We start from the raw sequence: 6,713 nt of genomic DNA, 5'->3' as shown, positions 1-6,713 counted from the left end.
TTTATATTTTCAGCAGTCTCGGTTTCCCCTTTCTTTGTTTTTTCAGCTAATCAGAATTTATAATCATAAATTCTGAACTCATAAGTGCAACTACTCCACTGTCTTCGCCCTTACATGCTCGCCAGTGGCGAGTTTTCTTTATATGAGACAAAAGACTTTTTACTTATCGCTAAAATCTTTTCTTTTTTTTCTTAACCACGTTATGATCGATAAAATAATAGAAAGGAAAAAGAGGAACGCATATAATACCCAAGGATAATCAATGATTACCCTTGACTGCCATGGCCAGAGAAATTTTTCCATTTTTGATTCAACTCCTATTCATCGATCATCCACTTTTTTTCATTTGTGTAATGGATATTTGCTTACGAATGCATGCCACAATTAAAAGAAGAATTGGGAATACAATAAAAGGTAATAATCCTAAATTCCCAAGGGATTTATTAGAAGACCAATGTTCCGAGGTGCTTCTTGATATGTTCATTCCTAAATAAAGGACAATGGCTGCTGTAGGAAGAACGAGTACCCTGCTGTCACGAAGGTACAACAATTGCTGTATTCCTCGAATAACTCCATACATTTGTATCGTCACTTTAAAAAAGGCGGTTCCCATAAAATACAATATTCCCAACGCATCAAGGTTTTCAAGAAAGTCCGCAACAGAAATAATTTTGACTAACCTGTATAAAGGATAGACACTGGTTGAAAAGGTGCCTTCACCAAAGGTAAGAACAGCCAGTGCATCAAAAATTGAAAGAAGAATTCCGTAAGAAACCGTTGCTAAAAGAGTCGATTTCATAATGCGTTTCGGATTTATCACTAATGTCCAGATCATGGCGAATTCAAGGGTTTCTCCAAATGATTGTTGGATGCCGCTCGGCCATACGGATTTCCAAATACGCCCCAATCCTCCTCCTAAAACCGGCTGCAAATTCTTGATATCGGTTATATCCGAGGCAAATATTAAAATGATCTCAAGGAAAAACAAAACTAAGATGACAGGTAAAATTAATTCTGCAAGCCGGGCTATAACCTCAATCCCACTATATAACGCATAAGTGATAGCAATCATAAATACGCCGAGTATAATCCAACTAGGCGTACCGGGCAAAATGGTGGTTGGGATAAGATCCTTTATATCACCGAGCGTCCGACCTGAGTTATATAAAAAATGAAGCATATAAAACCAAGCAATTGGAGTGCCGAGCCATTGGCCAAACTGGGCAGGAAACCATTCAACAAGAGTCAATCCCGGATGAAGTCGCATTAAGATGAGAAACATAATGATGAGGCATGTCCCGATTCCAGTACTTATTAAGGTAGATAGCCAAGCATCACTCCCGGCTACAGAAGCAAATCCAAATATCACCGACGTACCAATCTGAAATATTAAGGTAAGCATAAATAATTGGATGATTGAGATTCTCTCCATGGTTTTTCCACCTCCTAACCCATTTTTTGTTAGCTCATTCAGTATTAACATAAACAAAACTTTTGACTATATCCTCAAAATTATTTTTATATCTGGTTAAAATATAAAAAAGTTTGGAAATTGGAGGTGGTCAGTGGAAATGGGAAGAATGAGTTGGCAAGGGAAGAAGATTTCAAAATCGAATCAATGTCATAAGCAATGGTCATATAACCAGGAGGATGATTCCAACAGCTATCAACTAAAAGGTCATTTCCAGGATGATTTAAAACAGTTGAAAATGATTTTTGAACGGTCTTCCGATATTGTTTTCCGTGAATTTCAAATAGCTGGGATACAAAAAGGAGGTCTTATTTATTTAGATGGCCTGGTGGATATACAGATGATTGATTCTGACGTGTTGAAACCATTATTGGATATTGGGAAAGGGACGTCTCTTTCCGCAACAATACCATTGAAAAAAATGGACACTTTTCTTCAGGATTCAGTCATCTATGTTTCGCAGGTGAGTATAGGGAAGACGATAAAGGAAGTCGTGGATCATATTTTGAATGGAGACACCGTTCTATTATTGGATGGAGTAAATCAAGCCCTTTTTATCAGCGCTCAAGCTTGGGAAACGAGATCCGTCGAAGAGCCAGCGACGGAAGCGGTGATTCGGGGTCCAAGGGAAGGATTCACAGAAAATCTCAGAACCAACACCAGTCTCGTTCGGAGAAGGCTAAAAACGCCTCAACTCAAAATGGAATCCATGACTGTAGGGCGGTTATCAAATACCAAATTGGTTATAACCTATCTAGAGGATATTGCGGAGACATCACTCATAGCCGAGGTCAAGGAAAGAATCAGTCAAATCGATATCGATGCCATTTTAGATAGCGGATATATCGAAGAACTTATTCAGGACAATCCCTTATCCGTTTTCCCCCAAGTAAACAATACAGAACGTCCGGATAAAGTAGCTGCTTATTTATTGGAAGGGAAAATTGGGATTCTCATTGATAATACTCCCTTTGCTCTGCTCGTCCCGGTTAGTTTTTATGAAATGCTCCAATCGAGTGAGGATTACTATCAACATTTTATGGTTGCGACTGTAATCCGATGGCTTCGCTTCTTCATGTTGGCGGGCGCCTTGCTTTTACCTTCTCTTTATATTGCGATCACGTCCTTTCATCAAGAAATGCTTCCCACTACCTTATTACTGAGTGTGACTTCAAGTAGGGAAACTGTTCCTTTCCCAGCCTTAGTGGAAGCTTTAATAATGGAAGTCTCATTCGAGGCATTGCGGGAAGCTGGTGTACGATTGCCACGGCCTGTTGGACAGGCGGTTAGTATTGTTGGAGCACTCGTGATTGGACAGGCAGCAGTACAGGCGGGAATTGTTTCCGCTTCAATGGTTATTATCGTTTCCATAACAGGTATATCTTCGTTTATTTTCCCAGTCTTTAGTCAGGGAGTCGCCATTCGTTTGCTCCGTTTTCCCATGATGATGTGTGCTGGGACACTCGGGTTGTACGGCATCTTGGTGGCCAGTTTGATTCTTTTAACTCATATGGCCCGGCTTCGCTCATTCGGTGTTCCTTATTTGTCTCCAGTGGCGCCTTTGAATTTCTCCAGTCTTAAAGATACTTACGTACGTGCACCTTGGTGGAAAATGATAGATCGTTCCGATCAGACGGGGAAAAGGAATCGTAAACGAATGAATCATTCAATGCGTCCACGGCCGCCTCAACGTAGGAACTAGCGGATTTGTGGTTCAGAGAGGAAAATTATGAGAAAACTAGAAATTTTAGTTATAAACGGTATGATAATATTCTTGCTGACTGGCTGTTGGAGCCGGGTAGAGATCAATGATATTGCGATCGTAACGGCTACAGCCGTTGATAAGATGAGTGACGGTAAAATCCGTGTATCGATTCAAGTTGCAATCCCAAAGCAGCTTGGTCCTGTAGGAGCCGGTGGTACTGGTAGTGAAAAGGAAACGACTATTCTTATTTCAGAGGTGGGGCAAAGCGTGATGGACGCCTACCGGAGACTTCAAGAAAAATTACCGCGTCGCATATTCTTTTCTCATAACAGGATTCTGATAATTGGGGAAAAGGCAGCAAGGGATGGGGTTTATCCAATTTTGGACTTCATTTCGAGAGTAAGAGAGTCACGTATGCGCAGTTTTATTTTGTTTTCAAAGGGTGAAGCCGCACCACTTTTGAAACTAACTCCCACCATTGAGCGATACACTGCAGAAACCATTCGGGAAGAGGAGAAAGAAGGGGTTGGAGTAAGGATCATGATAAAAGACTTTTTCAATGCGCTTACGACTGAAGGAATCTCCCCTGTCGCTGCTCAAGTCGCAATAAAACCAGAAGAAAATGGTGGGAAGTCTAAGCTGACTCCCGCCATTATTGGAACAGCTGTCTTTCGTAAAGATAAATTGGCAGGATGGATCAATGATAAGGATACACGGGGAGTGCTGTGGCTCCGCAATGAGATGGAGAAAGGAAATATCACGGTAACGATACCGAGGGAAAAAGGAGGGGGGAAAATCAGTGTTCAGCTAATAAAAGGAAGGACAAAGGTTAAACCAATCCTTATGCAAAGCAAGGTGAAAATGAACGTAAATATTCATTCGGATGTTGAACTGTTTGAAAATAGTTCCAAATTAGATCTAGGTAACCCTAAGGTTTTGCAATATATTCAAACAATAATGGAAAAAGATGTCGAGGAAAGGTGTCGATTAGCACTCTATAAGGCGCAAAAACAGTACCATTCTGATATATTTGGGTTTGGAAATGCTGTATATCGTACACATCCAAGAGCATGGAAAGAACAATATAAAAAAAAGTGGGCTGAGGAATTTCCCAAACTCAAGGTTAGCGTTAACCCACACGTCTCCATCCTTAGAACAGGGCTTTCCGTCAAGTCCCCAGAAATGAAAGATTGAATGAAATTATTAGAACACTGCTATAATTAATTCCGAAAACAATGTTTGAAAAGTAAGGTCATCATTTAAAAAAAGCGGTTTCCTTAAAAGGCACCGCTTCTTTTCTTCTTATTTTGTATGATTTCCTCTTATTTAGGGCATCGATCCCCAATAAGACGGCACATCTATGTTTCGCATTGCCACAGCTGAATTGAAGTAAACCAAATTGACAATCATTACCGTATTTTGTATAGTAGGTGGCGAGGATTATGATTGGAGTGAATCATTTGATTTCAAACGCTGAATTACAAAATTTAGATCTTATCGACTTATTAAGTGAGCGTCATAGTTTGGTCCGAAGTATCTCGGAGAAAGCTTGGAATGATCAAAGTGAGATTTATATTTCAAATTCTGAATGGTATATCATGGCTAGGATTTATAAAAAACAGCCTAGCATTTCGTATGTTACAAAAAATGTAGAAATTTCACGCCAGGCGATACATAAGTTTATCCAAAAGCTTTCTGAAAGAGGATTAGTTGAAATCAACAATGTAGAAAACAACAAGAAGGAAAAGTGTATCCAGTTAACAGCTTTAGGAGAAGAATGCTACGAAAAAAACGAGGCCATTAAAGCCAAACTTGAGAATAAAATTGCAGAAAAAATAGGGACTGAACAAGTAAGTATTCTTAAAGATATATTAAAGTTAGATTGGAAAATATAAAAATAGCAAAAAACCCTCGCTTTGTTAATCTAATTGAAAGATTGACTCCTTTTTTGTTAGAAATTACCGTAAAATTCTTGAAATATGGAAAACTTTATTGATATAGTAATAAAAAGACCGGTCCGTATGAAGGAGTTTTTCAACAGAAATGGATACAAAACTACATATAATTAACATTGCGACATCGCTTTTCCAGCAAAAAGGATATAAAGGTGTAGGATTAACCGAAATTTTAAACGCATTGATATTTCAAAAGGTTCGTTTTATCATCACTTTCCAAATGGAAAAGAAGAATTACTAATTGCTTGCCTTCAATCCATAAAGGAAGTGATTACTGCGGATATCGAGAACACTTTCAAACAGTTTCCAACTACTCAAGAAGCCACACAGGCGATGATTGATAAATTAGTTGTTGACTTTGAACGCGAAGGTACAATTGCTGGTTCTACGTTTACGAGTATTGTTAGTGAAATGGGATCTTTAAGTGAACCAGTCCGAGATTCCTGTTCGGACCTTTACTCAAAAATGCAAGAGATTTATTCGATCAAGTTAGTAGCAGATGGGTTTTCCAAAGAAACAGCTCATTCAATTGCTCTCATGATGACGGCTTCTATTGAAGGTGGAATTATGCTTTGTTTGACACAAAAAGAAAGCAGTCCACTAAAAATTATTTCGCATTTATTACCCAATCTAATAAAGAAGTTCTAATGAATCAAAAAATCATTGTTTGCTAAAAACCCTTGCTTTGTCAATCTATTTGACGAAGTGGGGGTTTTTTCTTTTTCTAAAATAGTCAACTCAGTTGATAATAACTTAATAAAAAAATATTGTCAACCTAGTTGACATAGAGAAAAATTTTTTGATATAGTTAACGAACCGTTTAGTGTTCGGGGGTGTACTACGGAAATGATCTTTGCTGAAATTGAAATTACGACAATTCTTTTTTAGTAAGAAGGGCAGACGAAGGGGTAAACGAAATTTTAATTAAAGGAGTTTTTATTAGTGAATCAACAAATGAATACAGTTCAGAAACAAAAAATCAAGACTGACACGGTGGTGAAAAAACAATACAAAACAGCTCCGATTATGGCGGCTCTTTTTGTAGCTGGATTTGTCGAGTTTTTAAGTGAAACGGCATTAAATATTGCCTTAGGAGATTTAGCTCAAATATTTAACGTGAATGCAACGACGATCGGATGGTTAGCAACAGGCTATTTCTTAACATTAGGTATTTTAGTACCAGTAACGGGTATTTTGATGCAAAAATTCACAACAAGACAAATGTTTTTGACTGCTATATCACTATCCCTTATCGGGACCATTTTAGCAGCAGTAGCACCTGTATTTAGTCTTTTATTGGTGGCACGTGTTATCCAAGCAGCAGGATTAGCGATTGCTTTACCTTTAACGCAAAATGTTATTTTTACGATTTTCCCACCAAATAAACGAGGCGCCGCGATGGGAATTATGGGCTTAGTGATGTTAGCTGGTCCAGCCTTAGGCCCAACCATTGCAGGGCTTATTTTAGATACATTATCCTGGCACTGGATTTTCTGGGTTACCTTACCTTTCTTACTGTTCTCTCTTATTTTTGGACTCCTTTATTTACCGAATGTGAAATTGGGCAGAAACTTCCCTTCAA

Annotated in this window: 7 protein-coding genes; 6 read left to right on the top strand and 1 reads right to left on the bottom strand. The window is 38.6% G+C overall.

Annotated features, from left to right (window positions below; all coding sequences use genetic code 11):
* Nucleotides 1-328 precede the first annotated feature (328 nt).
* Nucleotides 329-1,432, bottom strand: a complete 1,104-nt coding sequence (locus J7E63_RS29030) for a GerAB/ArcD/ProY family transporter (RefSeq protein WP_215018789.1) — start codon at nucleotides 1,430-1,432, stop codon at nucleotides 329-331.
* A gap of 139 nt (nucleotides 1,433-1,571) precedes the next feature.
* Here J7E63_RS29030 and J7E63_RS29025 point away from each other — a divergent pair, with 139 nt between their 5' ends.
* The 6 genes from J7E63_RS29025 to J7E63_RS29005 form a co-directional block, all read left to right on the top strand.
* Entirely contained in the window at nucleotides 1,572-3,173 is a 1,602-nt protein-coding gene (locus tag J7E63_RS29025) for a spore germination protein (RefSeq protein ID WP_215018787.1), read from the top strand.
* 27 nt (nucleotides 3,174-3,200) lie between these two features.
* Nucleotides 3,201-4,370, top strand: coding sequence for a Ger(x)C family spore germination protein (locus J7E63_RS29020; RefSeq protein WP_215018785.1), 1,170 nt, complete (start codon nucleotides 3,201-3,203; stop codon nucleotides 4,368-4,370).
* Nucleotides 4,371-4,618: 248 nt separating this feature from the next.
* Nucleotides 4,619-5,071, top strand: a complete 453-nt coding sequence (locus J7E63_RS29015) for a MarR family winged helix-turn-helix transcriptional regulator (protein ID WP_215018784.1) — start codon at nucleotides 4,619-4,621, stop codon at nucleotides 5,069-5,071.
* Between the two features lie 148 nt (nucleotides 5,072-5,219).
* Complete coding sequence (locus J7E63_RS30025; protein ID WP_251033837.1) at nucleotides 5,220-5,372, top strand: hypothetical protein; 153 nt, start codon at nucleotides 5,220-5,222, stop codon at nucleotides 5,370-5,372.
* 26 nt (nucleotides 5,373-5,398) lie between these two features.
* Nucleotides 5,399-5,779 carry an LmrA/YxaF family transcription factor gene (locus J7E63_RS29010; protein WP_374193813.1) on the top strand — a complete coding sequence of 127 codons (381 nt, stop codon included), beginning with the start codon at nucleotides 5,399-5,401 and terminating at the stop codon, nucleotides 5,777-5,779.
* A gap of 294 nt (nucleotides 5,780-6,073) precedes the next feature.
* Nucleotides 6,074-6,713: MFS transporter (locus J7E63_RS29005; protein ID WP_308162050.1), on the top strand; the 640-nt coding region annotated here is incomplete at its 3' end.

The sequence above is a fragment of the Bacillus sp. ISL-75 genome, from assembly GCF_018613095.1.
This window is presented reverse-complemented; position numbering and strand designations above follow the sequence as displayed.

Bases quoted from the DNA above. Each gene is read 5' to 3' on its own strand.
- J7E63_RS29030 (WP_215018789.1), bottom strand. From the start codon at position 1,432: ATGGAGAGAATCTCAATCATCCAATTATTTATGCTTACCTTAATATTT.
- J7E63_RS29025 (WP_215018787.1), top strand. From the start codon at position 1,572: ATGGGAAGAATGAGTTGGCAAGGGAAGAAGATTTCAAAATCGAATCAA.
- J7E63_RS29020 (WP_215018785.1), top strand. From the start codon at position 3,201: ATGAGAAAACTAGAAATTTTAGTTATAAACGGTATGATAATATTCTTG.
- J7E63_RS29015 (WP_215018784.1), top strand. From the start codon at position 4,619: ATGATTGGAGTGAATCATTTGATTTCAAACGCTGAATTACAAAATTTA.
- J7E63_RS30025 (WP_251033837.1), top strand. From the start codon at position 5,220: ATGGATACAAAACTACATATAATTAACATTGCGACATCGCTTTTCCAG.